We start from the raw sequence: 26,681 nt of genomic DNA, 5'->3' as shown, positions 1-26,681 counted from the left end.
ATACAAAACGTATCTTCTTGTACAATAATAATAAAATATTTATTTTCATTTTTCTCAAGCCTAGAGCAAGCCCTCTTGTGCATATACTCAGTCCATGCTAAGAAAATGAAGAATTCTTCGGCTTGGTCAAAAAAGGAACTTTTTATGTTTTTAAACATGGGGGTGTTCGAGTGGCGGATCATTTTACAGACCGTTTGAAGTTGAATTTGAGTGGTACGGGCAAAGAGTTAACGCCGCAGCAATTAAATGAAAATTTTAAAACCATTGAAAAAGAATTCATTGAACGCAGTGTAAACGTAAGCTGGTTTGGAGCTGCTGGTGATGGTATTCAGGATGACACGGCAGCTTTGCAGGAAGTGATTAATAAGACCCCCGATTATTCCATTCTTCACATCCCCAGTGGACGATACAAAATAACCTCTACCTTACAGATTCGCAAGCAGGGTGTGCGCATTTTTGGCATTCATAAGGGCAGATACCGACAAGGCAAAGGTGTTACGTCGATTGAATATTATGGTACGGGTCCTTGTTTTCAAATTGGAGATGAAAGTCTACCATCGTTTAGCGGATATCAAAATGTGCAGTTTCATGACTTATCGATCCGGTACGAGGGGGCTGACAGAGCCACATTAAATAATCCGTTTTCGCAGTCAGTGAAGCGTGGATATTATGGCAAAGGTACTTTGGGTATTCAGGATTGGAAGGGTGGCGGAGTTGTCCTGGATAACGTCCTAATTGAGCATTTTGAAACGGCTTTTTGGGGCTACGAAAGTGATGTGAATTTATTTAAATGCACGGAGATTAATTACAATAAAACAGGGATTCACTTGCAGAACAGAAGTTCACAGTTTACTAGCATAGCGCTTTTTACATTGGGGAACGATACGGCATTGGATCTGAATAGCTCCAATGGGGCCAGATTTTTGGCTAGCCAGCATATTAAGGATGGAAGTTCCAATGATATTCCCATTCTAATTAATGATTTTATGAACGCTGAATTTATAGGCTGCTGGTTTGAGGGACTAAGCAGAGAGCATAAGATGACAGTGCCTTCTTTTATTCAAATTGGTGCTACCAAAGAAACAAAAAATGTGGCCTTGCGTGACTCCATTTTAGCGATAGCGGACAAATTCGATGACACCCAATCCGTATGTAACTATTTTGTGGATGTGGTCATTGGCAAAAAAGTTTTGGTGGACGAGGTGGGAGGGTATCCCCGTAATCTAAAGCAGCTTATTTCTTTCTCTGGTAGCTCTTCCACACAGCAGGTGACACTTCGCTCACATTTGGATTTTAGCTATAGCAACAATCGTTATGACGAGAATAATGGGACAGGGCAGGCTTTGCTGCTTGTCGAGAAATACTCGAACAACGGGATTGAGCATTTGGACGAAACCTTTGTTAAAGCCTACCTGGGAGCAAGGCAAAATCTTCCCGCAGGTAGCTGGCAGAAGGTGAAGTTCAATCAAATCAACCATGATGAGCTGATCGAATTCGATGCGGTGAATAGCCGATGGCGAGCCAAGCGAGCTGGGAAATACAGAATACAAGTCTACATTTCGACCGATCCTCAAGTGGCTGGCAATCGCACACGGCTGGCACTTCACCTGAATGATGAGCAGCTTGCCGGGAGTTCCGCCTATGCTTATCTCGATGATAGGGTAATTGGCGGACTGAACTATAGTGCATTGAGTGGAGCAATGGAACTTAGACTGGAAGCGAATTCTTTTATTGATATATGGGTGTTCAGTCAAAATACAATGGATATTCTACCGGGTGGAGGAATCACATATTTCACCGTAAGCCGAATTTAAACAATTATTTCACAGACGATAGATGTTCTGTCATTTTATATATTGGAAAATGCGCACCATGCTGACTCAGCTTGGTGCTATTTGATGTTTTTATTCATATGGAATATTTTTCTTTCATTCTGACGACAATGGTTAGCAGCACGCGAATAGGCCGGAGGGGTAAGTAAATGGGCTCCGGTGCTTTACGCCAATATGTTGAGGAGGGAACCGATTGTGAAGAAAAAAGTGGTGGCGTTCATCCTGGCTTGCCTGGTAGCCTTGACTGCCGTCCCTGTCGGCGGTTGGGCCGAAGAAAGCAGACCTGAAAGCAAAACCAAAGAGGGATCAGCGGCTGAGCTGGCTCCCGAGGCTCTCTCGGCGATCCTGATGGACGCAGATACGGGCACAGTCATCTATGAAAAAAACAGTCGTGAAAAGCTTCCTCCAGCGAGCATCACCAAAATTATGACGATGTTGCTGACAATGGAGTCCATTCAAGATGGCAAGCTCAAGCTGACCGATAAAGTTCGGGCCAGCGAATATGCGTCTTCAATGGGAGGCTCGCAAATTTTCTTGGAGCCCGGAGAAGAAATGACGGTCGATGAGATGCTGAAGGGAATTGCAATGGCTTCCGGCAACGACGCCTCTGTGGCGATGGCTGAGAAAATTGCAGGATCTGAACAGGCTTTTGTCGAGATGATGAATGCGAAGGTGCAGCAGCTCGGGCTCAAGGATACGCATTTTGCCAATTGCAACGGTTTACCCGTAGAGAATCACTATTCTTCTGCGCATGATATTGCGGTTATGAGCCGGGAGTTGTTGAAATACCCGCAAATTACGAAATATACGGGAGCCTATCAGGACTATTTGCGCAAATCCTCAGTCAAACCCTTTTGGCTGGTGAATACGAATAAACTTGTCCGTTTCTATACTGGAGCAGACGGGCTGAAAACAGGCTATACGGCAGAAGCAAAGTTCTGTCTTTCCGCTACTGCGAAGCGTGATGGCTTGCGTGTCGTAGCTGTGGTGCTCGGGGAGCCCAATACGAAGATACGCAACAATGAAGTATCTTCCATGTTCGACTATGCATTTTCTCAATATACAATGAAATCCATATACAAGCCGGGTGAATTGCTGGGCAGCGTAAAAGTTGAAAAAGGCGTATTGCCAGAGCTGAAAATTCAGGCTGACCGTTCTTACAGTGTGCTGGTGAAAAAAGGTGGCAACAAACAAACGTTGCGTCATGAATTGCAACTGGCCCCAAGCCTCAAAGCTCCTGTCCGGGCTGGTGACCCAATCGGTAAGTTGGTCGTCTATCAGGATGGACAACGGCTTAAGGAATTTAATATCACTTCGCCTGTGGCTATCGAAAAAGCCGGATGGTGGAAATTGTTTAAACGTACCATGTCGAACCTATTTTCTTTGTAGATTTTACGGGGTTTTCTTCTAGTTTTGTCGGAGGGCAGGAATCGTCTGCGGCTACGTAGAAATCCTTGTCCAAGACCGGGAGGAGAGTGAGTAAGCATGAACCTGCAAATTGAAATGGAGCATCACCGGGGGGTACTGATTGTAAGGCTGTCTGGTGAGCTTGATCACCATACGTCGGACATGGTCCGTATGCAAATGGACGAGGCGATTCAGCGCCGGCAATGCGAGCATATTGTGCTCAGTCTGAAGAATCTTCAGTTTATGGATAGCTCCGGCCTTGGCGTTATCTTGGGACGGTACAAACTGATCAAGCAAAAGGGCGGAAAAATGGCAGTCTGTGATGTCAATCCGCCAGTACACCGACTGCTGGATATGTCAGGGCTGTTCAAAATCATGCCCATATATGACAACGAGGGAAATGCGCTCACGGAACTGGAGGTTGTGTCATGAGAGAAGGCACGGGAAACAATTTCATGAGCTTGCAGTTTGCTGCCAAATCGGAGAATGAAGCATTTGCTCGTGTGGCTGTCGCTGCCTTTATTTCCAGGCTTGATCCCACAATGGATGAGCTAAGCGATTTGAAAACTGTGGTGTCTGAAGCGGTGACAAATAGTATTATTCACGGTTATGACAGCGACCCGTCAGGTGTCGTAACGATCAAAGTCGGGATTGAAGCGGACGTGATCACGTTGGTTGTTGAGGACGCAGGCCGAGGAATTGAGGATCTAGAGCTGGCCAAGCAACCTCTATACACGTCCAAACCTGAATTGGAACGCTCCGGCATGGGCTTTACGATTATGGAAAATTTCATGGATGAGTTTGAAGCAGTCAGTGAGCCGGGCGGAGGCACGTCGGTCCGGATGAAGAAAAGGATTGAATCCAAGAAAGCTTTATATAATTAGGAGTTGATCCTATGGAAGCAGGAGGAAAAAAAACTTCGCACAGCTATTTGGAGGATGCGGAAGTCAAGCGGCTTATTGCACTGAGTCAATCCGGTGATAATGAGGCTCGTGAGACACTGGTCAATAGTAATATCCGGCTCGTCTGGTCTGTCGTGCAGCGCTTTATGAACCGGGGGTATGAACCTGACGATCTGTTTCAAATTGGTTGCATCGGCTTGTTAAAATCGGTGGATAAATTCGATCTCAGCTACGAAGTCAAATTTTCAACATATGCAGTACCGATGATTATCGGTGAGATTCAACGGTTCCTGCGTGATGACGGTACACTCAAGGTTAGCCGTTCCTTGAAGGAAACGGCCAATAAGGTCCGTAAAATGAAGGACGAGCTATCCAAACGGCTCAACCGCCTGCCTACAGTCAAGGAAGTTGCTGATGAGCTGGGAGTGACACCGGAGGATGTTGTTTTTGCGCAGGAGGCCAATAAGCCGCCTACTTCAATTCACGAAACGGTGTTCGAAAATGACGGTGATCCGATTACACTTATGGATCAGATTGCTGACGAATCACAGGAAAGATGGTTCGACAAGCTGGCACTCAATGAGGCCATTGGCGGACTATCTGAGCGTGAGCGGTTGATTGTGTACCTGCGCTATTACCGGGATCAGACTCAATCAGAGGTTGCAAGTCGGCTTGGTATTTCTCAGGTGCAGGTATCACGGCTGGAAAAAAAGATTTTACAACTGATCCGCGATCAGATTGCCCAATAATAACAGTCAGGATCTTAGTGAAATCCTTATGCTTACGTATTTATAAAGGGTATTCCAAAGCCATTTTAATGGCCAGGGGTACTCTTTTTTGCGTGGAATAAAAGACAATACACAGAATAGGTTTCCTTGCTTCGTTCCATACTAACCGATAATTACGAGGATAAGGAGGGGATCGGATGACTCATAGTCCGGCTCCTACAGTAGCTCCTATTGTCTACTTGCGGCTCCGCAGCCGTGTCCGCATGATACAAGGGCAGGATTTGCATTTGGGTGATGTAGCCCATCTGCTGACTAATCCTGAATGGGAAAAGGATCTGCTTGAGCTTGTTCTCAAGCGGCCGCAGCACCAGGACGGTAATCTGATACTGATAGACATGCTGCAGATCATAGCAAAAATTAGAGATCATATTCCGGGGGTCGTAGTTGAATCTCTGGGGAAGCCGCATGTACTTGTGGAACTCGTGGAGAAACCCCGTAAGCCGTCCAAAATACTGTTTGTTTTGGTATGGGTGCTTCTGTTTTTTGGCTCTGCACTGACAATTATGAATTTTCATGCCGACGTTAGCATGATGGAGGTACAGGTTCGGATTGTAGAGATGATTACGGGACGTAAGGATGAGCATCCGTACCTGTTTCAAATTGCTTACTCGATTGGCATCGGCTTTGGCATGATCGTTTTTTTTAATCACTTGTTCAAGAAAAATTGGAACGAGGAGCCGACGCCGCTGGAGGTGGAGATGTATCTGTACCAGGAAAATGTGGATCAGTATGTTGTGGCAGAGGAATATGAAAAGATGGCCCGTCTGCAGACAAAGGATAAGAAACCATGATATTTGTACAGGCTGCACTTCAGATTATTTTAGGTATTGCTGGGGGCCTTGCGGTGGGTAGCGGTGTAATTGCTTTTTTTATTGTGCTGGATATCATGCCGCGATTAGCACAACTCACCCGTACGTATAAAAAATCACGTGCATACGAAAAGGCAATGATTGTAGGTTCAGTACTGGGAACTGTGGTCGATTTTTGGAACATTTGCTTGCCACTACCGGGCATATTTACATGGATACCTGGGTTATTTTGCGGAGTGTTTATTGGCTTGCTCGCCGCGGCTCTAACGGAGGTATTGAATCTCCTGCCCATACTCGCCAAGCGACTCCACATGACCGTGTATATGCTCGGTCTGTTAATGGCAATGGTGCTTGGGAAGGTGACGGGTTCCTTATTTGACTGGTTTGTATATAACCGTTAACAACGAAAGTGAAGGGGGCAAGGAATATGGATCACAGAACGGATCAAGAGCATCAGGAGCAGCATCAAGAAGATGGAGTTATTGGAAATAAAAACCATACCGGCGGAGAAGAGTTGAGTCCATGGCAGGAAAAGCAGGCGCAGGAATCAGCACGTTTTCAACACAAAAAAGAGAGTGAGCGGTCTGATAACGTAGAGGAGTCCGTTCGCTACTGGCAGGCCGAAGATGATATATCGCCGAGGATGAAGGATAATAAGAATACACTTGAAACAGTATTAGGTTTGGGGGAGACCTTTGATGTGGTATTCAGGGAAATGACACTGGGTGGACGTCATACCGGATATTTGTTCCTAAATACCTTTGCGAAGGATCAGATCATGCTTGAAGTGCTAAAGCGGCTCACCTATCTGACGCCGGATAATCTCTCTTCGGATGGACTACAAGCGTATTTCGAAAATTTTATTCCACATATTCAGGTGGAGAAGACAGATAAGATGTCTGTCGTCATTAACAAGGTGCTGACAGGGATGAGTGCCTTTTTCATGGAAGGCGAGCGTTTTTCCCTTATTCTGGATACACGTAATTATCCGGTGCGTAGTCCGGAGGAACCTTCTTTGGAGCGGGTTGTGCGCGGTGCCCGCGACGGGTTTACTGAAACAATGCTTACAAATGTAGGTCTGGTGCGCCGGCGTTTGCGGGACCCAGGACTTAAATTTGAGGCTATGCAGGTCGGACGTCGAACTCGAACAGACGTTTGTTTGGGTTACATTGACGATATTGTGGATAAGGTGATGGTGGATACTGTACGAGACAAAATTAAAAATGTTAATTTGGATGGTATTCCGCTGGCCGACAAGCAATTAGAGGAGACGATTATCAATAAAGGTTGGAATCCATATCCATTAGTACGATATTCGGAGCGACCAGATGTCGTGGCATCGCATATCATGGAAGGAAGGCTCGTTATTTTCGTCGATACCTCACCCAGCGTGATGATTTTGCCTACCACTTTTTTTGACTTGTGTCAGCATGCAGAAGAGAATCGACAAACCGCTTTTATGGGAAGTTATTTGCGCTGGGTACGTTTTATAGGTATATTCGCCTCGATGTTTCTGCTTCCGATGTGGCTGCTAATGGTCATCAATCCCGAATTAAAACCGGCGTTTCTTGATTTTATTGGTCCGCAAAAGGAAGCACATCTTCCGCTGATTGCCCAGTTTATCATTGTAGAACTAGGGGTCGATCTTATGCGAATGGCGGCTGTGCATACTCCGACACCACTGGCTTCTGCTATGGGCTTGATCGCAGCGATTCTGGTCGGTGATATAGCGGTTCAGACGGGACTTTTCGTGAATGAGGTCGTGCTGTATATGGCTGTCGCTGCCATAGGAATGTTCGCAACACCGAGCTACGAGCTGGGGTTGGCGAATAGACTAATTCGACTATTCCTGCTGGTTGCTGTTGCAATTTTTCACGTACCGGGCTTTGTCGTGGGTACGACACTGATCATTTTGATGCTGACGCTGCATCGGTCATATAATTCTTCGTATTTGTGGCCGTTCATTCCTTTTAATGCCAAAGCGTTAGCTTCCATCTTGTTCCGTATGCCTGTACTAGATGCGCCTAACCGCCCGTCATCTAACAAAACGAGGGACAATACGCGTATGCCCCATACGGATGCCGACACAGATTCGAACTCAGGCAATGGACAGGAGCATTAATATAAATGATCTGCATAAAAATCCATTGTTCTTGATGTTTTTTTTGCTATACTGGTGTAAACATTCGATGGAATATGACTAGCTTGTTCCAGAAAGAGAGGCGCCAGAACATGTATTTGCATGGAAGCAGTAAAATTAACAGCAATGGACATTTGGAGATCGGTGGTTGTGATACAACGCTTTTGAAAGAGCGTTTTGGCACGCCGCTATATATTGTTGACGAACAGTTAGTCCGCCGGCGCTGCCGGGAATTCATAGAAGCTTTTCGTGAAACCGGATTGAAGTTTCAGGTTGCTTATGCAAGCAAAGCGTTTTGTGTTATGGCGATGTGTGCTTTAGCTGCTGAAGAAGGGATGTCGCTTGACGTAGTTTCCAGTGGAGAATTGTTTACTGCGCTACAAGCAGGGTTCCCGGCAGAGCGAATCCATTTTCACGGCAATAACAAAACACCGGAAGAAATTGAAATGGCGTTAGATGCGCAAATTGGCTGCTTCGTCGTCGATAGCGAAATGGAGTTGCATTTGTTGCAGGCCCTTGCCTCCGAGAAAGAACAGCAGGTGAATATCTTACTGCGTGTTACACCAGGGGTTGAGGCGCATACGCATGAATATATGGCCACAGGTCAAGAAGATTCGAAATTTGGCTTTGACATTGGGAATGGTACAGCACGCCAAGCTGTGGAACAAGCTATCGAGCTGGACCATCTTAACCTGTTAGGGGTACATTCTCATATCGGTTCGCAAATTTTCGAAGTGAATGGCTTTCAAATGGCTGCTGAACGAGTTGCAGCTTTTTCCAGAGAAATTAAAGAACAGCTTCAGTTTTCTTTCAAAGTGATTAATCTGGGTGGGGGATTTGGCATTCGCTACACAGAGGAGGACACACCGCTGAAAGTATCCACCTATGTGCAGGCTATCGGCGAAGCGGTGAAAACCTATTTTTCAGGACTTTACGATGAACTTCCAGAAATTTGGATTGAGCCGGGACGCAGTATTGTAGGCGATTCAGGCACGACCTTATATACGGTAGGAAGCATCAAGAATATTCCGCAGGTACGTAAATATGTCTCGGTAGATGGCGGGATGACAGATAATCCACGCCCTGCACTGTATCAGGCCAAGTATGAAGCGATGCTGGCTAATCGAGCGCAGGATACGAACGAAGAGACGGTGTCCATTGCAGGCAAATGCTGCGAAAGTGGCGATATGCTTATTTGGGATGTAGAGCTGCCTCGTATAAATAGCGGCGACTTGCTCGCTGTTGCCTCAACCGGAGCCTACAATTACTCCATGGCGAGTAATTATAACCGAATACGTCGACCAGCAGTTGTATTTGTCAACAACGGTGAGGCCGAGTTGGTGGTGCGTCGGGAAACTTACGAGGATATCGTACGCAACGATGTTGTGCCACAGCGTTTGATTCGTGATCAAGCCAGTCCAGCGGTTCAGCCAAACGCCAAGATTACGGTTTCGTCCTGATTTTAGCATTGTAAGATCAAGCAGGCCATTGAGTCGGTAGTAATACACCGGGGACAATGGCCCTTTTTTTGGACAAGACTTTGCTAAGAGCGGCAATTCATAGTAAACTGGAACTTGATGTTATTTAGTTCTCAAAACAGGTTGAAAAGGAGATACAAACAATGAAAAAAGGTAGAATAGATCTTGAAAACGGCGGTATCGTCGAAATTGACTTTTTCCCAGAAGAAGCTCCAAACACCGTTGCTAACTTTGAAAAGCTGGCAAACAGCGGTTATTACAACGGTTTGAGCTTCCACCGTGTCATTCCGGGCTTTGTGGCTCAAGGTGGTTGTCCAATCGGTAACGGTACAGGCGGTCCTGGTTACACGATTGACTGTGAAACAGCTACGAATACAACAAAGCATGCCAAAGGCGTTCTGTCCATGGCTCATGCAGGTCGCAACACAGGTGGCAGCCAATTCTTTATCTGCTACGCTCCACAACCACATTTAGATGGAGTACATACTGTATTTGGTAAAGTAACCAAAGGTATGGAATTCATTGATGCTGTAAAACAAGGCGACAAAATGAAAGAGGTTAAAGTATTTGACGTGTAATTTTACCGTTAATTACATGATCTTTTTTAAATAGCGTTGCACCTAAGCCGTTCTGTCTTTGGACAGGGCGGCTTTTGTTGTCTTTTGTTTGACGGTTTATTAATTTTCGCAATCACGTAGGCATTACAGTGCGTAAGATCACATTCGAAAAGTAAGTGTTGTGATAGCCTTTTCATAAGAATGCATTTTCCATTTATTTTATATGAGTATTGAAACTCAGTAGGGATTGGAAAAGAAGGGGGCTTATCACATTGTCTATTTTAACGCGCACAAATCGACTCGGATTTTTTGAAATCCGGCTGGAATCCATTGGTGGACTCGGCGCTAATCTGGCTGGCAAAATGTTGGCCGAAACCGGGGTGCTTGGTCTGGGGCTGAATGCTTCAAATTTTTCGTCCTATGGTTCGGAAAAAAAGGGAACTCCGGTTAAAAGCTTCGTCCGCTTCTGTGAGCCGGAGGTCGATATTCGGGATCACAGTCCGATTGAGCAACCGCATGTGGTAGGCATTTTCCATGAAACGTTATACAAAACGGTAAATGTAATCAGCGGACTGCCAGCGGATGGGATTGTAGTGGTTAATTCCACGCGTCCAGCAGAAGAAATACGGGCTGATTTGGGCCTGGTATCCGGTACATTAGCGGTGGTGGATGCGATGGGCATCGCACTGGAAGAGCGAACCAAACTAAATACGTCCATGCTCGGTGCCTTGTTCCGTGTCTGTGATTTCCTGGACCCAGAAGCGATGAGATCGGTTATTCGCAGTACCTTTGAAAAGAAAAATCCACTGTTAGTGGAACCTAATCTGCGTACGTTTAACCGTGGTTATGATGAAATGGAACTGCACGTATATCCGGTTACTGATGACGCAGAGGATCGGGTTTTTGAACGTCCGCAACCATTGCTGGGATACGAAACCCAACTACTGGGGGGCGTTATTGCAACTCAGGGAAACAGCATGACGAGAGATGTTAGTGGTTCACGTCAGGGGTATGTGCCTGAATACGAAGCTGATAAATGTACCCATTGTGCCAAGTGTGATTCGATTTGCCCGGATTACTGTTTTGTATGGGAAGAGCAAGCAGACAAACGCGGAAGAATGATGCCATTTTTGCAAGGGATTGATTACCAGTATTGCAAAGGATGTCTGAAATGTGTAGATATTTGCCCGTCAGGGGCATTAAGCTCGCGTCGTGAACAATGGGGATGGGCGGAACAGAATCGAGTTGCCCACCAATTTCCGGCATATGAAGGAGGGCGTGCGTAATGGCAAAACTGGAGGAAGAACTCAAACAGACAGGCGCCGCGCAAGTGACAACGTTCGAATCCGGTAATGAAATGGCAGCTACGGCGGCTGCACAGATTAATTATCATATGATGGGATATTTCCCGATTACTCCATCTACCGAGGTAGCGCAGTATCTGGATCAGATGAGAACGAGAGGTCAGCATAATATTAAGCTGGTTGCAGCAGACGGAGAACACGGATCGGCAGGGATTTGTTATGGAGCTGCCGCAGCGGGAGCGAGGGTTGTGAACGCCACCAGTTCGCAAGGTTTCCTGTACATGCTGGAGCAGTTACCTGTTCAGTCAGGTACCCGTTTTCCTATGGTTATGAATCTGGTGACACGAGCTGTCAGTGGTCCCCTGGATATTCGCGGGGATCATTCGGACCTGTACTATGGTTTGAATACAGGCTGGGTCATTTTGACGGCAAGTACACCACAGGCTGTGTATGATATGAACATCATGGCACTAAAAATCGCAGAGCATAGCGATGTTCGGCTGCCTGTAATGGTCGCATATGACGGTTTTTATACGTCCCATCAAAAACGTAAAGTGCAATATTTTGCCGATGCTGAGACCGTGCGCGGTTTTGTTGGTCCTAACCCGAACTTAAATTATCCGAATATTACGGATTTTGATCATCCTGTTACCGTGGGTGCGCATATGAACGGTGATGACCTGACGAATAATCATGTTCAGCTATCCGAAGCACTGAAGCTGTCAGAAGGAGTATATGAGCAGGTAGCAGCAGAATATGCCGCTTTATCCGGTCGGGAATACCCGATTTTGGATCTGTATCATATGGAGGATGCTGAGGTTGCGGTCTTCCTGTTGAATTCTGCGGCTGAATCGGCCAAGGATGTGGCGGATCAACTCCGTGCGCGCGGGATTAAAGCTGGTGTGATACGTCCGAATATCATCCGACCGTTCCCAGCCGCACAACTGCGGGAAGCATTACGCGATGTCAAGGCGCTGCTGGTAGGTGAACGTGCAGATTCGTATGGAGCAGACGGCGGTAATTTAACGCATGAAATTAAAGCGGCCTTACAGGAGGACCCGCTGAACCGGACACTCGTGTTGAGCCGTATCTTTGGCTTGGGCGGCAAGGATTTTTATGCGGAAGATGCAGAGGCGTTCTTCCAGCTTGCGATTGAGGCGGCAGAGGCCGGACGAGCCGAGAAGCCCTTTGATTATTACGGAATTAATCCGGGTTCACCGGACAAGGTGATGCCGCAAGTTATGCAACCGCCACGTGGCAATGCATACCGTACGGGTCTGATTCAGGTTACGCCGGACGAGGCGACCGGGAAGCTCAAAGTCAAGGTACCACCCCTGCGGTCGTTGACGACCAAACCACGCCGTCTTACACCAGGTCACGGGGCTTGCCCAGGATGTGGGGCATTGTCTGCGCTGGAACTGTTTTTTAAAGGTATTGAAGGGGATATTGTCGTGCTGTTCCAGACAGGCTGCGTATATGTGACGACGACAGGGTATCCGTATACATCACACAAACAACCGATGATCCACAATCTTTTTCAAAACGGGGCCGCTACACTTTCGGGAGCGCTGGAAGCTTATATGGAAATGAAGCGCCGCAATGAAATTGAGATGTCGGACGATCCGACCTTCATCATGATCAGTGGTGACGGTGGGATGGATATTGGTATGGGTTCTGCGATTGGTGCGGCTCTGCGTAATCATAAGCTGATCATGCTGGAATATGATAACGAAGGGTACATGAATACAGGTTCACAGCAATCGTACTCCACTCCGCTCGGTCACATGACCAGTACGTCGGGTGTAGGGAAAATGCAAAAAGGAAAGCAAGGGCATCACAAGGATACCGTACAAATCATGGCTGCTTGTAACATTCCGTATGCTTTTACGGCAGCTGAAAGTCATCCGCAGGATATGCTGCGCAAAGCAGCCAAGGCTCAATGGTATGCGAACAACGTGGGAACGGCCTATGGTAAGATCCTGTGCGCCTGCCCGCTGAATTGGAAATCTGAAGACAGACTGGGCACCAGCATTGTGGGCGCCGCAGTCGAGTCCTGTTTCTTTCCTTTGTACGAAATAGAGCAAGGCAGTACGACGATTACGTATAATCCGGAAGACAAGGGAAAACGGATTCCAGCTGCAGAATGGTTGAAATTAATGGGTAAAACGAAGCATCTTCTCAAGGAGGAGGCTACGCTGGCTAACTTTGAGCAGGAGATTGAGCGTCGCTGGACTACCCTAAAAAAGAAACATGAAATTTCAGAGCTATAATTCTGTTTTTTGCATAATCATCGATTAGCATTGTTAGCCGCTGTTACTGTAGTGGTTCGATCAAGATTCTTTGCGCTTATTGCGCAAAGAATCTTTTTTGTTGTTTATGGGTTGAAGCATAAAAAAACAGGTAATGATTTCCGATATAGGAGTGGAGGCCTATAAGAGGCACGTTAAAAAGTTTTCTTCTGAATTTAAGATGCAATGAGGTGCAGGTAATGATTAAGCTGAATACAGTTGAAATAATCGAAATTATAAAGAAGCAGATCCCTAAGGTTATGAACATCAAGCCCGTAGAACTAAAGTTTACGGACGATTTTGGACGGGCATCGCTAGCAGCGACAGAACACAAATTCACGCTGACGAACCAGCACTATTCTGCGAAGGTGATGGATTGCGTGTTAGAAACACAGGTACGCCCCATTTTAATGTGCGAAATTATTTATTTTCTGAAATGCGAGTTTATTGACGGACATGTTGATGTACGACTGGATTATGAAGCATGTTCTGAGGAAGGGCGGGGACCTGTTGCTTCAGCCGTAATTACCTTTGATCATGCAACAGTGTTGGGAGTCGAGGAACTGGCTGATCTGATTGACTTGGCGCTTCATATGAATGATAAAACCTGGTTTGAAGAACTCTCCAGCCAATATGTCAAAACCAAAGCAGGCGCTTCTATTAGATAACTTGCTTTTTTTAGAAGTCGGTGCTAATATACGTAACAAGTTTAATGTTAATTCAATTAAATAAGAGCAAGATCCTTCGGGGCGGGGCGAAATTCCCCACCGGCGGTGATGACATGTTTGTGGATCGTTTTGTGAGAAACAGCATGGCTTAGTCCGTGACCCGGATGCTGAATGATCAGCAGAAGGTGGACCTGGTGCAAATCCGGGACCGACAGTATAGTCTGGATGGGAGAAGGATACGAAGCGCATGTGCATGACGTGACATGTGCCGATTTTTAGCATACCCAATTGTGCGTACGGCTTATTTCGTTGTAGGATAGCATCGGGCGATAGCTTTCTTAAGCTTTCTTTTTGATGCGTGTTCTGAGCGTATTTGGCTGTATCCTCAGTCATGCTTTCTATTGGCAAACCTATGATTTCATGTCGTCTTAAGATGCATATGAACTGCGCTTGTATACTACAAATGTGACTCTCATCACCCCCATGACGGATTGAATCCGAACTGGGGGTTTTTTGCGCTTATAGCTGATGAATTAGGGATAAACTGAAATGTAGTGGAAAGGAGTGAAGGCATGTTTACCGGATTAGTTGAGGAAGTGGGTCGCATTCAAACTATTTCCAAAAGCAGTGAAGCGATGGTGCTGGGGATTTCGGGTTCCGTGGTGTTGGGCGATTTGAAAATAGGAGACAGTGTCTCGGTGAATGGCGTTTGCTTGACCGCGATACGGATTGGTTCGAAAGACTTTAAGGTTGATGTGATGCCGGAAACCTTTCGCAGCACTAATCTGAAAGAGTTGAGATCCGGCAGCCGAGTCAATCTGGAGCGAGCAATGGCGGCGAGCGGAAGGTTCGGAGGACACATCGTGCAAGGACATGTGGACGGGACGGGAACGATTCGCGGGGTGACATCAGACCAGAATGCAGTTGTGTTCGAAATTGAGCCTAAAAATCAAACATTATTTAAATATATTCTTCTCAAAGGGTCAATCACAATTGATGGTATCAGCCTCACAGTCGCACAGCGTACGGGAGCTACCTTTGCCGTATCCATTATTCCCCACACCTTATCCGAAACGGCCTTACAAGCCAAACGTGAGGGGGATACCGTCAATATCGAATGTGATATTTTGGGCAAATATGTAGAACAGCTTTTAAATTACAAAGGTGCAGCGGAGGCGGAGAGAGTAGAAAAAGCTCCTCTCAGTTTGGACTATTTGGCGAAACACGGCTTTGCCTGATATTGAATGGTAAACCTGTTTAGGAGCATTCGTGGCACAAGACATAAGGAGGAAAGTGTTATGGATAGAGGTAGCCAAACAAGTGCAATGGCAAACGTCATAGAGCATGGCGAGTTGGAACATGACGAAGAGATTCGTTTGGATTCCATCGAAGAAGCGTTGGAGGACTTAAAAAACGGTAAAGTCGTTATTGTAGTGGATGATGAACAGCGCGAAAATGAAGGCGATTTTATCGCTTTGGCTGAAAAAGCGTCGCCTGAGATCATTAATTTCATGATTACAGAAGGTCGCGGGTTGGTCTGTGTGCCAATCACACGACAAAGAGCCGAAGCCTTGGAATTGCATCCAATGGTAGAGCAAAATACAGATTTCCACGGTACTGCCTTTACGGTATCGGTAGATCATATGGAGACAACAACGGGGATTTCAGCGGCCGAGCGCTCCTTGACTGTACGCGCCTTGGCAGACGAAGCAGTCACAGGAAGTGATTTCCGCAAGCCTGGTCACATGTTCCCACTGATTGCTCGCGATGGTGGTGTCTTGCAGCGTGCTGGTCACACTGAAGCGGCTGTTGATCTGGCCCGACTCAGTGGCTTCAAGCCTGCTGGGGTCATTTGCGAAATTATAAAGGAAGATGGCTCAATGGCCCGCCTGCCTGATCTGGCAGTGGTCGCCAAGCGACATCAATTGAAGCTGATCAGTATTCAGCATTTGGTGGACTACCGTCGTCGTTTGTCATTGTAAATACGTCTCGGTTCCAAGTAAATCTGAAGTATTATCCAAAGTACCTAAATAATTAAACAAAGAGAGGTTGATTAAACATGGCACGTTTTCTAGAAGGTAATCTCGTATCGAATGGTTTAAAATATGGTATTGTGGTGGGCAGATTTAATGAGTTTATTACGAGCAAGCTGTTAAGCGGGGCAATTGATGCCCTTCAACGACATGGTGCGCAGGAAAATGAAATTGATGTAGCCTGGGTTCCGGGTGCATTTGAAATTTCATTGATTGCACAAAAAATGGCTGCAAGCGGCAAATATGATGCCGTAATTACGCTGGGTACGGTCATCCGTGGTTCTACTTCACATTATGATATCGTCTGCAATGAAGTGGCCAAGGGTGTGGCAGCAAGTAGCCTGAAAACGGGCGTGCCTGTTATTTTTGGGGTAGTGACGACAGAAAACATTGAACAGGCTATTGAACGAGCAGGTACGAAGGCTGGTAATAAAGGTTGGGATTCTGCATTGGCTGCGATTGAAATGGCCAATCTCGGCAAGCAATTTTAATTGTATGAATAACTGAATAGAACGGTATAAACTGCAAGGTGAAAAGGGATTGGATTGTTAAGCAAGGCGATGACGTATATACTACAGAAAGAGGGATTGATAACGTAGAGCATAAGTGCTATAGGGAAAGGTATTGTTGAATGATGATTGGAGTAAGGCAGGGGGAAGCACATTGACAGTCGTAAACTACAAGCTGGAAACATTCGAGGGTCCGCTGGATCTACTGTTGCATCTGATTGATAAAGCCGAGATCGACATTCAGGATATCCCGATTAGCGATATTACTGATCAGTATATGGCTTTTTTGCACAGTATGCAGGAGCTGGAACTGGACATTACGAGCGAGTTTCTGGTGATGGCAGCGACGCTCTTATCTATTAAGAGTAAATTGTTGCTTCCCAAGCCACCTGTGATGGAATATGACGATTTGGATTTTTATGAGGAAGAGGATTATGATCCACGTGAGGAACTGGTCCGCAAGCTGGTGGAGTATCGTAAATATAAAGGGATTGCTCGCCATCTAAGTGAACGTGAATGGGAGCGGAGTCTAATTTATGGCAAGGAGCCAGAAGATCTAAGCGCATTCCTGCCCACTGAACCCGCAAATCCGGTGCATGGGCTGCATGCAAGCGATTTGGTCGCGGCCTTTCAGCGTGCTTTGCGCAAAGCAGAACGACGTACGACGGTAACCCGTGTTCATCGAGACGAAATTTCAGTCAAGGACCGTATCCGGCAAGTTATCGGGGCGTTAGAGATGCTGGGGAACGGAGGACGGCTGCTGTTCTCCAAGCTGATGCATGAGGATATGTATCGGCATGAGGTGGTTGTGACCTTTTTGGCTATCCTTGAACTGATGAAAATGAAACAAATTTTCTGTTATCAGGAGAAGCTTTTCGATGATATTGTAATGGAGTGGAGAGGGGATTTACGGGTTAATGGATTATCTGAAGCTGAAATCAATTATTGAGGGACTGCTGTTTCTCGCAGGAGAGGAAGGGTTGTCCACCAAGCAGATCGCCGACATTGTAGAGCAGCAGCAAGAGCTGGTTGAACAGTGCCTGGAAGATATGAAGCAGGACATGGAGCAGGGGGGAAGGGGCTTGCAACTTGTCCGTATTGCCGGTCATTATCAGCTTGCAACTTTATCCGAACATGCACCTTACTTTGAAAAGCTCGCATACTCTCCGGCACGTGCCTCACTGTCTCAAGCTGCTTTGGAGACGCTGGCCATTGTTGCCTACCGCCAGCCCATTACAAGAGTTGAAATCGAAGAGATTCGGGGTGTCAAATCCGAGCGGGCCATACATACACTGGTCAACAAGGAGCTCATTGAAGAGAAAGGTCGAGCTGAAGCCATCGGACGGCCAATATTGTACGGAACGACGAAATCATTTTTGGATTATTTCGGTCTGGGCTCTTTGGCAGATCTACCGCAACCGGAGTTGTTCGAGGATTCGGACAATTTGGAGGAAGAGACTCAATTATTGTTCGAGCGTCTGGAGAGCAGCCAGCCTGCGGCCAACGATTTGGATCTTGAATCCCAATAAAGTTGCTCCGGATCTTGCGGCTCACTTATGTAAAAGCTCAAACATACAGCCAGTCCTCACGTAGTTGGGGTCTGGCTGTTGGTATTTTTAGATGCATGATTTTCCGGCGAACGGTCATACTATTTTTGCCATGATATCTATAGCAAAAAGGTAGGGAGGGCTCGCCAGTGTGGAAATGGATCAGTATCGCCATCATCGTCTTTATATTACTTGTGCTGGCTATTCTGCTCTCTCGTATTCGATTGAAGCTGGATATTGCCAAACATGACAATGATGATCGGGCGCATCTAGAGATCAGATTTCTATACGGGATGATTAAAATGAATTACGATATTCCGGCCATTCTCATAACAGGTTTAAAAAAAGGGCTTCTCTATCGGCTTGACCGCAATAAAAATATACATAAAACGGATGCTTCCGTGGATAGCGGTAATATTGATGCAGAAAAAATAAAGCAATTTATACATGATATACGAGTTTTGCTCAAAGGAACGAATGCCTTACATCGATGGTTGCGGCATACATTGGCGCATGTGACGATGTCCAAAATGGAATGGTCTACCAATATTAGCCTTGCTGACGCGGCTTACACAGCTACCTCAACCGGAATTCTTTGGGGTTTGAAAACGACCTTGATCGGTTTTGCTACCAGTTTTGTACGTGTGGACTGTATCCCGAAGCTGTTTGTCGTGCCCTATTGGGTGGATCGCTTGCGTTTTACTACCACCTTGACCTGTGAAGCAAATATGTCGCTCGGTTATTTAATTTTCTCCATGCTCACGTTAGCTTATCGCATATGGCGCGTTCCGGGTGGACCGGAGGCGTGGAAACGGGTTTTTTCCAAAAAAACCGAGGATCCTCAAGCTACCAGTGAAAGTTAAACAGTGGAGTGAGGTGAGACTCAATCCTTTCTGAACTATCGAATGACATACATATTTCCTTGAACCCCTGCGCACAATAGCGAAAGAAAAGGCAGTCTACGCTTGAGATAAGCAGAGGAGGAATAAATCATGTCAGATCACCCGATTCAAGGGCTCATGCAAACCGCAATGGAAAACATCAAAGCCATGGTAGATGTGAATACGATTGTAGGAGACGCAGTGGAAACACCCGATGGTTCCGTTATTTTGCCAATCAGTAAGGTAGGATTTGGTTTTGCTGCCGGAGGAAGTGATTTTAACGTAGACGAAGAGGCACTTCATACTTCCTCGGCGTCGGGTAATCATAGCGGGAAGGAAGGGCATCCTTTTGGAGGGGGTAGCGGTGGTGGTGTATCTATTCATCCCATTGCTTTTCTGGTTGTTGGCAAACAGGGGGCACAAATCGTTCCATTGGACAATCAAACGCATCTGATTGAGAAGCTCATTGACTCCACGCCATACCTGATTGATAAGGTTCAGTCTATCTTCCAGAACGCAGGCGGCAACTTGCAGACTCCCCCCCCACAGGTACCTGTAGATGTTGCTACGGATCACAGTCATTCTGGCCCGGCTTACTTGTAAAAGTTATTGAAATTAAAAGCGTTCTCTCAGGAAGGTATCCCAAAGCCGAGTATAGGCTAAGGAATACCTTCTTTTCTGCTTGTACTTGGCCCTATCCCCGAATATACTGCCTTCCCCCAATGACAGCATGTATATGGTGACTGTATTCCTGTTGATACAAAGTATGCAGCGAGATTTCATTTTTTCGATTTCCTTCGGCAGCAAACTGCGATAGGTAGATGAAGTCCGGATAGATCACTTCATTCGTCAAATAAGCAGATACCGTGGCATCCGGTCGACGATGTTGATTCAGGGAATCGATAATACCCTTCGCCGGCAAGATGCCAATCCCATGTCCATAAAACAAGTCTTCCTTCAGCTTAACGACATTTTCTCCTTTCCATTCCAATGTTTCAGATGACACATCCGGATTGTTGAAATACAAAATATCGCCAGGAGCCGCTTTATGACTTCCTTGCTCCTGTATGAGTCTGAGGTCGCTGTCATAGTGCCAGTCATACAGCAGCATATCTGCAAAAACCCGATTAAACTCACTTTCCAGAATGGAATCCAGCACTCCTTTGTACAGCACAATAACCATAGCTGTTGCACATTCAAAAGCGTATTGATGTCCGTTTAAAAAGATATCTCTGATCCCCTGTGCCGGTGTGACACCTGCTTTGATCTGAAAGCCACCTTTTTCCGTTAAATCCCAAAATTGCTGGTTGCAACGTGCGGTAGAAAATGTGGCAAAGGATACACCACTACGGTGTAATGCTTCTGCGGACTCTACAATCCGCGATCTTAAAATCATTTCAAACTGTAGTCGCTGCATGTTATAACCCCTCGATCCATATTTAACGTTTAGTAACTAATATATATGTGTTCAGGGGAGCATGTTGCTTAGTTTGTGTAGAAAGAAAGCGAAAAGGGAGCAGCTAATGGCTGTCCTGTAAAGGAATTTTCTGTTATAAAGGTGGACATACTTTGAACAGCTTGGACATAGAATGGTACAAGACTTGCTCAAAACCGGAGGAATCCAAATGTTTAAAAAAAAGCAACACATCCACGCGGACCACAGCCATTTCTTGAATAAGGCACGCGCATTTGTTTTGCCGCTGGTACTTCTGCTTATTTTGTCATTGCCGCTTACGTTGCTAAGTCCGCAGCCCGTTCGGGGAGCGATAAAAACAGAAGCAGCGCCGCCCGCATTAGGAACCCATGCACAGGCTGCTTCTTTAATTGATGTCACATCAGGAAGAATCATTTATTCTACCGAGGGTGACCGGGAGCTACGTATTGCCAGCCTGACCAAAATTATGACAGCGATCGTGGCCATTGAACATGGACGCTTGCAGGACCGGGTAAAGGTGAGTCCAACGGCGTATGCCAAAGAAGGGTCCTCGCTTTTTCTGCAAATGGGTGAACAAATGTCGCTGGAAAATATGCTGTACGGCTTAATGCTCCGTTCTGGTAATGATGCCGCTTCTGCCATTGCTGAGCATGTGGGGGGGACAGAAGAGGGATTTGTCCATTTGATGAATGACAAGGCGGTTCAGCTTGGGCTAAGCCATACACATTTTGCTAATCCGCACGGGCTGGATACCGAGGGACATTATTCCTCAGCCAATGATATGGCCCGGCTTACTGCTTATGCGCTGCATAATCCAACTTTTGCCCGTATCGTAAAAACAGAACTGAAAAAAGCACCGAATCCCAACGATTCTTGGGACTACTCATGGCACAACAAAAACAAAATGCTGCGGCTGTATGAGGGAGCTGACGGGGTAAAAACAGGCTTTACCAAAAAAGCATTTCGCTGTCTGGTCAGTTCGGCCACACGGGACGGTCGCCAGCTCGCTGCTGTTACCTTGAATGACGGGGACGATTGGAACGATCATGCCCGTATGCTTGATTACGGATTTCGATATTATCCGCTCATTCCGATTACGGACAAGCAGCAACCTATCGATGGTTACCCACTATTAACAGGTACAAGCTTTGCATATCCTTTACATGATAGTGAGAAGACCCAGTTGCACAAAAGACTAGTGTTGTATAAAAATTCCGCCTCTGCAGACAGAGCGGACGTATCTTTTGGCTTACGAGGACGGGTCGAATTCCTATTGGATGGTAAACTTATTGGTTCCGTTCCTGTGTATGAAAAAGGGAGTAAGCTGCCTGCTCAAAGTACCGTACGGCCACAGCAGGAGGCTCCAACTGCACAAGATCCTGCGAACAATACTCAACAACGAGGTTGGACGAGCAGATGGAACGAAATTCTTAAAAATCTGTTTGGAGCCTAGGGCAAGCAGGAAATAGAGCTGTACGTGTCACATCATTGGGAAAAGGGGGAATCAGTCATGATTCATCTCATATGGGTGGCTTTGATTTGTATTGGATTTGTATTTGCTGCCGCGCAGGGAAATATTGAGGTGGTGACGAAAGCGGCTTTTGACGGGGCAACTACGGGGGTTACAGTGTGCTTTGGACTGATAAGTGTGCTGGTGTTTTGGATGGGCATGATGAGGCTGGCTGAAGATGGCGGACTCTTACAGAAAATATCCAAGCTGCTTTCTCCTTTGGTTGCCTTTCTCTTCCCTGATGTTCCGCGTAATCATCCCGCTATGGGTTACATTTTGTCCAATATGAGCGCCAATCTGCTGGGTTTGGGGAATGCAGCTACACCGATGGGAATCAAGGCGATGCAAGAGTTGCAGACGCTCAATCCAGATAAGCAAACCGCCACACCAGCCATGTGTACGCTGCTCGCCCTGAATACAGCCAGTATTACGCTTATTCCTACGACGTTGATCGCGATACGGCTTAATTTTCATTCCGCACATCCGGCAGAAATCGTCGGTACAACACTGGTAGCGACCGCAATAGCCACCTTTGCCGCAATTGCGGCGGACCGTTGGTACCGTAGTCGAGAATTGCGCCGCCGTCCTCCAGCGATTCCGCCGTCCCAGACATCCTTGGCGCCACTCACCCCACCAGGACCAACATCTGCCTCTTCAACAACGTCGTCCGTATCTTCACCTGCCGTTCCGCGAACGGGAATCACGGCTGCCAAGGGCAGGGACACTACTTGGAAAGGATGAGGGAGGCATGCTTTATTTTATTAACCTCGTATCAACTTGGGCTATCCCGGTTATTCTCGCTTTTATTCCTTTATATGCATATGCCAAAAAGGTGCCTGTCTACGATTCTTTTGTGGATGGAGCTAAAGACGGATTTTCTACCGCCATCAGCATTATTCCTCATCTTGTAGGCATGATGGTGGCGATTAGCATATTTCGAGCATCCGGCGCTTTGGACTATTTGATCTCCTGGGTAACGCCATGGATTAAGGACTGGGGCGTACCCGGTGAGGTATTGCCTTTAGGCTTGCTTCGTCCATTGACGGGCACGGGTTCACTTGCGTTCACGACGGATCTAATTCGCACCTATGGCCCGGATTCCATGATCGGTCGGATCGCTTCAACGATTCAGGGCAGCACAGACACGACGCTTTATGTGCTAACTGTATATTTTGGTGCGGTAGGTATCCGCAATGGACGGTATGCTTTGAAGGTAGGACTATTTTCAGATGTGGTTGGTTTTGTGGCAGCCATTGCGATTTGCCTGCTTATATTTTAATTTCTGTATCGTTTTTTGAACGGGGGTTGTGATTTTGCTCATGGATGGGTATCATTAGCATGAGGTGAATTAGCGAACATGGAAAGATTGCAGAAAATATTGGCCCAAGCTGGTGTAGCTTCCAGACGTAAATGTGAGGAGCTTATTCAGGCGGGTAGCGTGGAAGTGAACGGGGTTATCGTAACTGAACTGGGAACGAAGGCAGACCCTGATCAAGATATGATTACGGTAAAGGGACGCCCAATCAAAACCGAGAAAAAAATCTATCTGATGATGAACAAACCTAAAGGAGTTATTACGAGTGCTTCCGATCCGGAAGGCCGTAAAATCGTGTCAGACTATCTGAAAGGCGTTAAGGAACGCGTATATCCGGTAGGACGTCTCGATTACGACACCGAAGGACTGCTGTTGCTTACCAATGATGGCGAGTTCGCCAATCTGCTCACCCATCCCAAGCATCATGTGCCCAAGACATATGTGGCAACAGTCAAAGGCGTTCCGCATGGTACTGAGCTGGACAAGCTGAAAAAAGGAATCGTGCTGGAGGATGGCATTACTGCACCAGCCGAGGTAGAATATAAAGATGTAGATCCGAATGGTAAGGAGTCTGTGATCCAGATTACCATTTATGAAGGCAGAAATCGCCAAGTTAGACGGATGTTTGAGGCCATTTCACATCCAGTCATCAGACTCAAGCGGATTGCCTTCGGAGATCTTCTGCTACAAAACTTGAAGCGCGGTCTGACCAGACCCCTAACTAAGGATGAAATCAACCGTCTCATTCAACTTGCCCAATCAGACAACACGAAAAAGAAACGGACAGGACGGGGGTCATAACCCCGGCCTTTTTGGTGTAAAGAGACTGTTGGATGAGAGTAAAGTTTGACCAAGCACAGGAAAATAGTAAAATAGAGAGAATGCTTTTTTTAGCGAAGGGGCTGGGAATATGTCAGAACAAAGCAACCGCATATTAATTGTAGACGATGAAGAACGCATTCGCCGCCTTCTGCGGATGTATCTGGAAAAAGAAGGATATGTAATTGACGAAGCTGAGGATGGTGAGATTGCCCTCCAAAAAGCGACTGCAAGCGATTACAGCATTATTTTGCTCGATGTAATGCTTCCGGGGATGGATGGAATTGAGGTATGTACACGGCTGCGTCAGACCAAAGCTACACCTGTGATTATGCTGACTGCCAAAGGTGAGGAAGTGAACCGTGTACAAGGCTTTGAAGTCGGAGCCGATGATTATGTGGTTAAGCCCTTTAGCCCGCGAGAAGTCATTTACCGGGTGAAGGCGATTTTACGCCGTTCGTCGGAAACTGCCTTTTTAACGAAAGAGGCGGTACCAAGCAATAGTATTGTTTTTCCGAATCTTATCATTGAGCATGATGCTCACCGGGTAACTGCGGGCGGGATTGAAATCAGTCTCACGCCTAAAGAGTACGAGCTGTTGCATTATTTGGCGGTGTCACCAGATAAAGTCTTCTCGCGCGAAGAACTGCTGAAAGACGTGTGGAATTACGAATTTTTTGGTGATCTGCGCACTGTGGATACACATGTGAAACGGCTTCGTGAAAAACTGAATAAGGTATCGCCAGAGGCAGCGGCTATGATTACGACCGTGTGGGGCGTAGGTTATAAGCTGGAGGTTCCAAAATAACGTGAACTTCTGGAGATCGCTGGTAGGCAAGCTGTGGATCACCATCATTTGTCTTGTAGGCTCTGTGCTTATTTTTCTAGGGCTTTTTTTATTGCCGTACATCAACAGAAATTTTGCGGCGTATGAATCGACGGAAATCAAGCATTTGTTCACCTATACATGTATTGTCGGATTTTTATTGACGACCTTTTTTGCCCTATTCCTTTTTACTAAAATCACACAGCCTATGCAGCTGTTGATTCAGGCGGCGAATGCGATTCGTGAGGGAAGGTATGATACTCGGCTTTCGCTGGTAACCAGTGATGAAATTGGAGAACTGGCGAAAACTTTTAATCATATGTCTACGGAACTGGAAGCAACGATCCGCAGTCTGAATGAGGAGAAAAACCATTTATCCAGCGTACTGCGAAGCATGTCTGATGCAGTAATCACCTTCGACAGAAGCGGACAAATCATCTTGACGAATCCGCCGGCACAAAGTCTGTTGGATATCTGGAAAAAGCTGGAGTGGCAGGAGCGTGATCTGGAGGAGTTTGGAGCTTCTGTACCTGAGCCTTTGCAGTCTCTGTTCCATACCGTTATGGACAGGGGGGAGGATGTCGGAGACTATATCCATGTCAAGAAGGGCTCCTGGTCGGTACAGATGGCGCCTCTGTATACGGATAATGCAATCCGCGGTGCAGTAGCTGTGCTTAGAGATATTACGGAAGAAGTGAAGCTTGAGAAGATGCGGAGTGATTTTGTGGCCAACGTCTCTCATGAAATCCGTACACCTTTATCTATGATGCAGGGCTACAGCGAGGCGTTGCTGGATGGTATGGCGGGTTCACCTGAAGAATCTGAGGAGCTGGTACAGGTCATCCATGATGAATCATTACGCATGGGAAGATTAGTCAAGGATCTGCTTGATTTGGCCCGAATGGAGGCTGGTCATACAGACATGCACCGACAGGAAGTGGATGTGAATGAGCTGATCGAGCGTGTTCATCGTAAATTTACGGTACGTTCGAAGGAACAGGGACTGACACTCGATTACCATGAGCAAGGCCAACGTTTGCTGCTGCCTGAGGCAGATGAAGACCGACTGGAGCAGGTATTGACCAATTTGCTGGATAATGCATTCAGACATACACCTGGCGGGAAAAAGGTTACTATTGCGGCGGATCGAATTTTGGGAGAACGGCATGAGTTAATCCGTATTCGGATTAAGGATGAAGGTGTAGGCATTGCCGGCGAGGATCTACCTTATATTTTCGACCGCTTCTACAAGGCAGATAAGGCCAGAGTACGTGGTGAGGATAAAGGGACTGGTTTGGGGCTTGCTATTGTCAAGAATATTGTAGAGGCTCACGGAGGCTCTGTCTCTGCTGCCAGCGTATTGGGGGAAGGAACGGAATTTACTATTTTGCTGCCGATCTCCAACAAAACAAAGCTGGGTCTGTAACAGGCTTATAAGCCCCAACTGATATACCCCGGTTTGCAGGCATCCTCGGAAGAGGGTGCTTTTTGTTGAAAAATCAACATTTATCTTGTTCAACGTGGAACATCCTGTTTTAAGATAATTGCTCTCATGATAGATAACGGTATAAGAAAAAGACGCCTGGGTAGCCAGGCGCCTCTCTTTATTATAAAACCTTGGACATCTCAATAC

The 26,681-nt window shown here is 46.5% G+C and carries 27 protein-coding genes and 1 riboswitch; of the genes, 26 read left to right on the top strand and 1 reads right to left on the bottom strand.

Annotated features, from left to right (window positions below; translation table 11 throughout):
- The first annotated feature begins 170 nt into the window (after window positions 1–170).
- From KAI37_RS15655 to ytfJ, 20 genes are all read left to right on the top strand, one after another.
- Window positions 171–1,814 (top strand): glycosyl hydrolase family 28-related protein, encoded by a 1,644-nt coding sequence (locus tag KAI37_RS15655; protein ID WP_220029799.1) that lies wholly within the window; start codon window positions 171–173, stop codon window positions 1,812–1,814.
- 213 nt (window positions 1,815–2,027) lie between these two features.
- Window positions 2,028–3,221, top strand: coding sequence for a D-alanyl-D-alanine carboxypeptidase family protein (locus tag KAI37_RS15650; RefSeq protein ID WP_076293012.1), 1,194 nt, complete (start codon window positions 2,028–2,030; stop codon window positions 3,219–3,221).
- A gap of 96 nt (window positions 3,222–3,317) precedes the next feature.
- The gene (gene spoIIAA / locus KAI37_RS15645; protein WP_013310782.1) at window positions 3,318–3,671 is read left to right on the top strand and encodes an anti-sigma F factor antagonist; all 354 of its coding nucleotides are present in this window, start codon (window positions 3,318–3,320) and stop codon (window positions 3,669–3,671) included.
- On the top strand, window positions 3,668–4,123 hold the full coding sequence (gene spoIIAB / locus KAI37_RS15640; protein WP_013310781.1) for an anti-sigma F factor: 456 nt from the start codon (window positions 3,668–3,670) through the stop codon (window positions 4,121–4,123). Before spoIIAA ends, spoIIAB begins: the two co-directional genes overlap by 4 nt.
- Window positions 4,124–4,134: 11 nt before the next feature.
- The gene (sigF, locus tag KAI37_RS15635; protein ID WP_023989213.1) at window positions 4,135–4,890 is read left to right on the top strand and encodes an RNA polymerase sporulation sigma factor SigF; all 756 of its coding nucleotides are present in this window, start codon (window positions 4,135–4,137) and stop codon (window positions 4,888–4,890) included.
- Between the two features lie 176 nt (window positions 4,891–5,066).
- Window positions 5,067–5,720, top strand: a complete 654-nt coding sequence (locus tag KAI37_RS15630) for a stage V sporulation protein AA (RefSeq protein WP_025723046.1) — start codon at window positions 5,067–5,069, stop codon at window positions 5,718–5,720.
- Window positions 5,717–6,139 (top strand): stage V sporulation protein AB, encoded by a 423-nt coding sequence (locus KAI37_RS15625; RefSeq protein WP_023989211.1) that lies wholly within the window; start codon window positions 5,717–5,719, stop codon window positions 6,137–6,139. The genes KAI37_RS15630 and KAI37_RS15625 overlap by 4 nt, the downstream gene beginning before the upstream one ends.
- Window positions 6,140–6,165: 26 nt before the next feature.
- On the top strand, window positions 6,166–7,860 hold the full coding sequence (locus KAI37_RS15620) for a spore germination protein (RefSeq protein ID WP_220029798.1): 1,695 nt from the start codon (window positions 6,166–6,168) through the stop codon (window positions 7,858–7,860).
- 110 nt (window positions 7,861–7,970) lie between these two features.
- Window positions 7,971–9,338, top strand: a complete 1,368-nt coding sequence (gene lysA / locus KAI37_RS15615) for a diaminopimelate decarboxylase (protein ID WP_076293015.1) — start codon at window positions 7,971–7,973, stop codon at window positions 9,336–9,338.
- A 161-nt stretch (window positions 9,339–9,499) separates the two neighbouring features.
- Window positions 9,500–9,934 (top strand): peptidylprolyl isomerase, encoded by a 435-nt coding sequence (locus KAI37_RS15610; protein ID WP_013310775.1) that lies wholly within the window; start codon window positions 9,500–9,502, stop codon window positions 9,932–9,934.
- Between the two features lie 251 nt (window positions 9,935–10,185).
- A complete protein-coding gene (locus tag KAI37_RS15605; RefSeq protein WP_023989209.1) occupies window positions 10,186–11,199 on the top strand; it encodes a 2-oxoacid:acceptor oxidoreductase family protein in 1,014 nt (337 codons plus the stop codon).
- Complete coding sequence (locus KAI37_RS15600) at window positions 11,199–13,487, top strand: thiamine pyrophosphate-dependent enzyme (RefSeq protein WP_220029797.1); 2,289 nt, start codon at window positions 11,199–11,201, stop codon at window positions 13,485–13,487. The genes KAI37_RS15605 and KAI37_RS15600 overlap by 1 nt, the downstream gene beginning before the upstream one ends.
- Before the next feature lie 218 nt (window positions 13,488–13,705).
- Window positions 13,706–14,173, top strand: a complete 468-nt coding sequence (locus tag KAI37_RS15595; protein ID WP_071641441.1) for an IDEAL domain-containing protein — start codon at window positions 13,706–13,708, stop codon at window positions 14,171–14,173.
- Between the two features lie 68 nt (window positions 14,174–14,241).
- Window positions 14,242–14,414, top strand: a riboswitch (FMN riboswitch).
- A gap of 331 nt (window positions 14,415–14,745) precedes the next feature.
- The gene (gene ribE / locus KAI37_RS15590) at window positions 14,746–15,411 is read left to right on the top strand and encodes a riboflavin synthase (RefSeq protein ID WP_220029796.1); all 666 of its coding nucleotides are present in this window, start codon (window positions 14,746–14,748) and stop codon (window positions 15,409–15,411) included.
- Between the two features lie 60 nt (window positions 15,412–15,471).
- The gene (gene ribB, locus KAI37_RS15585; protein WP_104496855.1) at window positions 15,472–16,155 is read left to right on the top strand and encodes a 3,4-dihydroxy-2-butanone-4-phosphate synthase; all 684 of its coding nucleotides are present in this window, start codon (window positions 15,472–15,474) and stop codon (window positions 16,153–16,155) included.
- Window positions 16,156–16,232: 77 nt separating this feature from the next.
- Window positions 16,233–16,697, top strand: coding sequence for a 6,7-dimethyl-8-ribityllumazine synthase (gene ribH, locus KAI37_RS15580; RefSeq protein ID WP_071641437.1), 465 nt, complete (start codon window positions 16,233–16,235; stop codon window positions 16,695–16,697).
- 172 nt (window positions 16,698–16,869) lie between these two features.
- The gene (locus tag KAI37_RS15575) at window positions 16,870–17,664 is read left to right on the top strand and encodes a segregation and condensation protein A (protein WP_034095057.1); all 795 of its coding nucleotides are present in this window, start codon (window positions 16,870–16,872) and stop codon (window positions 17,662–17,664) included.
- A complete protein-coding gene (gene scpB / locus KAI37_RS15570) occupies window positions 17,633–18,244 on the top strand; it encodes an SMC-Scp complex subunit ScpB (protein WP_013310766.1) in 612 nt (203 codons plus the stop codon). Before KAI37_RS15575 ends, scpB begins: the two co-directional genes overlap by 32 nt.
- Window positions 18,245–18,411: 167 nt before the next feature.
- Window positions 18,412–19,125, top strand: a complete 714-nt coding sequence (locus tag KAI37_RS15565) for a DUF2953 domain-containing protein (protein ID WP_071641435.1) — start codon at window positions 18,412–18,414, stop codon at window positions 19,123–19,125.
- Window positions 19,126–19,254: 129 nt separating this feature from the next.
- Window positions 19,255–19,746 (top strand): GerW family sporulation protein, encoded by a 492-nt coding sequence (gene ytfJ / locus KAI37_RS15560; protein WP_071641433.1) that lies wholly within the window; start codon window positions 19,255–19,257, stop codon window positions 19,744–19,746.
- Window positions 19,747–19,837: 91 nt separating this feature from the next.
- Here ytfJ and KAI37_RS15555 read toward each other — a convergent pair whose 3' ends face one another.
- Window positions 19,838–20,560, bottom strand: coding sequence for a protein-glutamine gamma-glutamyltransferase (locus KAI37_RS15555; RefSeq protein WP_220029795.1), 723 nt, complete (start codon window positions 20,558–20,560; stop codon window positions 19,838–19,840).
- Between the two features lie 208 nt (window positions 20,561–20,768).
- Here KAI37_RS15555 and KAI37_RS15550 point away from each other — a divergent pair, with 208 nt between their 5' ends.
- The 6 genes from KAI37_RS15550 to KAI37_RS15525 all read left to right on the top strand — a co-directional run bounded on the left by KAI37_RS15550 (window position 20,769) and on the right by KAI37_RS15525 (window position 26,474).
- Entirely contained in the window at window positions 20,769–22,031 is a 1,263-nt protein-coding gene (locus KAI37_RS15550) for a D-alanyl-D-alanine carboxypeptidase family protein (RefSeq protein WP_220029794.1), read from the top strand.
- Window positions 22,032–22,088: 57 nt separating this feature from the next.
- Complete coding sequence (locus KAI37_RS15545) at window positions 22,089–22,829, top strand: nucleoside recognition domain-containing protein (RefSeq protein ID WP_220029793.1); 741 nt, start codon at window positions 22,089–22,091, stop codon at window positions 22,827–22,829.
- A 7-nt stretch (window positions 22,830–22,836) separates the two neighbouring features.
- The gene (locus tag KAI37_RS15540; protein ID WP_076293023.1) at window positions 22,837–23,367 is read left to right on the top strand and encodes a spore maturation protein; all 531 of its coding nucleotides are present in this window, start codon (window positions 22,837–22,839) and stop codon (window positions 23,365–23,367) included.
- A gap of 78 nt (window positions 23,368–23,445) precedes the next feature.
- Window positions 23,446–24,204, top strand: coding sequence for a pseudouridine synthase (locus KAI37_RS15535; protein ID WP_071641426.1), 759 nt, complete (start codon window positions 23,446–23,448; stop codon window positions 24,202–24,204).
- Between the two features lie 109 nt (window positions 24,205–24,313).
- Window positions 24,314–25,030: a response regulator transcription factor gene (locus tag KAI37_RS15530; protein WP_013310758.1), complete on the top strand. Its 717-nt coding sequence runs from the start codon at window positions 24,314–24,316 to the stop codon at window positions 25,028–25,030.
- Between the two features lies 1 nt (window position 25,031).
- Complete coding sequence (locus KAI37_RS15525) at window positions 25,032–26,474, top strand: ATP-binding protein (protein ID WP_220029792.1); 1,443 nt, start codon at window positions 25,032–25,034, stop codon at window positions 26,472–26,474.
- Window positions 26,475–26,681 lie beyond the last annotated feature (207 nt).

Source organism: Paenibacillus sp. S25 (genome assembly GCF_019454085.1).
Taxonomy (GTDB): domain Bacteria; phylum Bacillota; class Bacilli; order Paenibacillales; family Paenibacillaceae; genus Paenibacillus; species Paenibacillus polymyxa_B.
This window is presented reverse-complemented; position numbering and strand designations above follow the sequence as displayed.

What these genes read in the sequence shown, in the direction of transcription:
- spoIIAA (WP_013310782.1), top strand. Translation starts at nt 3,318, where the DNA reads ATGAACCTGCAAATTGAAATGGAGCATCACCGGGGGGTACTGATTGTA.
- spoIIAB (WP_013310781.1), top strand. Translation starts at nt 3,668, where the DNA reads ATGAGAGAAGGCACGGGAAACAATTTCATGAGCTTGCAGTTTGCTGCC.
- sigF (WP_023989213.1), top strand. Translation starts at nt 4,135, where the DNA reads ATGGAAGCAGGAGGAAAAAAAACTTCGCACAGCTATTTGGAGGATGCG.
- KAI37_RS15630 (WP_025723046.1), top strand. Translation starts at nt 5,067, where the DNA reads ATGACTCATAGTCCGGCTCCTACAGTAGCTCCTATTGTCTACTTGCGG.
- KAI37_RS15625 (WP_023989211.1), top strand. Translation starts at nt 5,717, where the DNA reads ATGATATTTGTACAGGCTGCACTTCAGATTATTTTAGGTATTGCTGGG.
- KAI37_RS15620 (WP_220029798.1), top strand. Translation starts at nt 6,166, where the DNA reads ATGGATCACAGAACGGATCAAGAGCATCAGGAGCAGCATCAAGAAGAT.
- lysA (WP_076293015.1), top strand. Translation starts at nt 7,971, where the DNA reads ATGTATTTGCATGGAAGCAGTAAAATTAACAGCAATGGACATTTGGAG.
- KAI37_RS15610 (WP_013310775.1), top strand. Translation starts at nt 9,500, where the DNA reads ATGAAAAAAGGTAGAATAGATCTTGAAAACGGCGGTATCGTCGAAATT.
- KAI37_RS15600 (WP_220029797.1), top strand. Translation starts at nt 11,199, where the DNA reads ATGGCAAAACTGGAGGAAGAACTCAAACAGACAGGCGCCGCGCAAGTG.
- KAI37_RS15595 (WP_071641441.1), top strand. Translation starts at nt 13,706, where the DNA reads ATGATTAAGCTGAATACAGTTGAAATAATCGAAATTATAAAGAAGCAG.
- ribE (WP_220029796.1), top strand. Translation starts at nt 14,746, where the DNA reads ATGTTTACCGGATTAGTTGAGGAAGTGGGTCGCATTCAAACTATTTCC.
- ribB (WP_104496855.1), top strand. Translation starts at nt 15,472, where the DNA reads ATGGATAGAGGTAGCCAAACAAGTGCAATGGCAAACGTCATAGAGCAT.
- ribH (WP_071641437.1), top strand. Translation starts at nt 16,233, where the DNA reads ATGGCACGTTTTCTAGAAGGTAATCTCGTATCGAATGGTTTAAAATAT.
- scpB (WP_013310766.1), top strand. Translation starts at nt 17,633, where the DNA reads ATGGATTATCTGAAGCTGAAATCAATTATTGAGGGACTGCTGTTTCTC.
- ytfJ (WP_071641433.1), top strand. Translation starts at nt 19,255, where the DNA reads ATGTCAGATCACCCGATTCAAGGGCTCATGCAAACCGCAATGGAAAAC.
- KAI37_RS15555 (WP_220029795.1), bottom strand. Translation starts at nt 20,560, where the DNA reads ATGCAGCGACTACAGTTTGAAATGATTTTAAGATCGCGGATTGTAGAG.
- KAI37_RS15550 (WP_220029794.1), top strand. Translation starts at nt 20,769, where the DNA reads ATGTTTAAAAAAAAGCAACACATCCACGCGGACCACAGCCATTTCTTG.
- KAI37_RS15545 (WP_220029793.1), top strand. Translation starts at nt 22,089, where the DNA reads ATGATTCATCTCATATGGGTGGCTTTGATTTGTATTGGATTTGTATTT.
- KAI37_RS15540 (WP_076293023.1), top strand. Translation starts at nt 22,837, where the DNA reads ATGCTTTATTTTATTAACCTCGTATCAACTTGGGCTATCCCGGTTATT.
- KAI37_RS15535 (WP_071641426.1), top strand. Translation starts at nt 23,446, where the DNA reads ATGGAAAGATTGCAGAAAATATTGGCCCAAGCTGGTGTAGCTTCCAGA.
- KAI37_RS15530 (WP_013310758.1), top strand. Translation starts at nt 24,314, where the DNA reads ATGTCAGAACAAAGCAACCGCATATTAATTGTAGACGATGAAGAACGC.